Source organism: Pseudomonas sp. F01002 (assembly GCF_004402115.1).
Taxonomy (GTDB): domain Bacteria; phylum Pseudomonadota; class Gammaproteobacteria; order Pseudomonadales; family Pseudomonadaceae; genus Aquipseudomonas; species Aquipseudomonas frigoris.
Genome location: NZ_SOPU01000045.1, coordinates 1 through 331 on the forward strand (window position 1 = coordinate 1; position 331 = coordinate 331).

The window sequence follows — 331 nt, forward strand, 5'->3', positions numbered from 1 at the left end:
ACCGGAGTGCCGGCAGCGTTGGTCAGGGTGGCGGTGTAAACGATCGAGCCGCCTTCGGCCACCGAGTTGCTGGCGCTCAGAGTCAGGTTGGTCGTGTCGACTGTGTCAGTCACGGTGGTGCTGACCGGTGTTTTGTCGGCGACCAGGTTTTCGTAGTTACCGCCGCTGACGTTGGTGATGGCGTTGGTCAGCGGCGTGTGACCGTTCAGCGCATCGTTGGGTGCGAGGGTGGTCACGGTGCCGGTGGTTTTACCGATGTCGATGGTGATGGTCTGGCCGTTGGCCAACGACACCGTCACTGGTGAACCGGTGACCGGCGCGCCGACGGTGG

Annotated in this window: 1 protein-coding gene; it reads right to left on the bottom strand. The window is 63.4% G+C overall.

The genetic code is table 11. The features are described 5' to 3' along the window. A partial coding sequence (locus tag E3W21_RS28725) for an immunoglobulin-like domain-containing protein (RefSeq protein WP_134423026.1) occupies window positions 1-331 on the bottom strand: 331 nt, incomplete at both ends.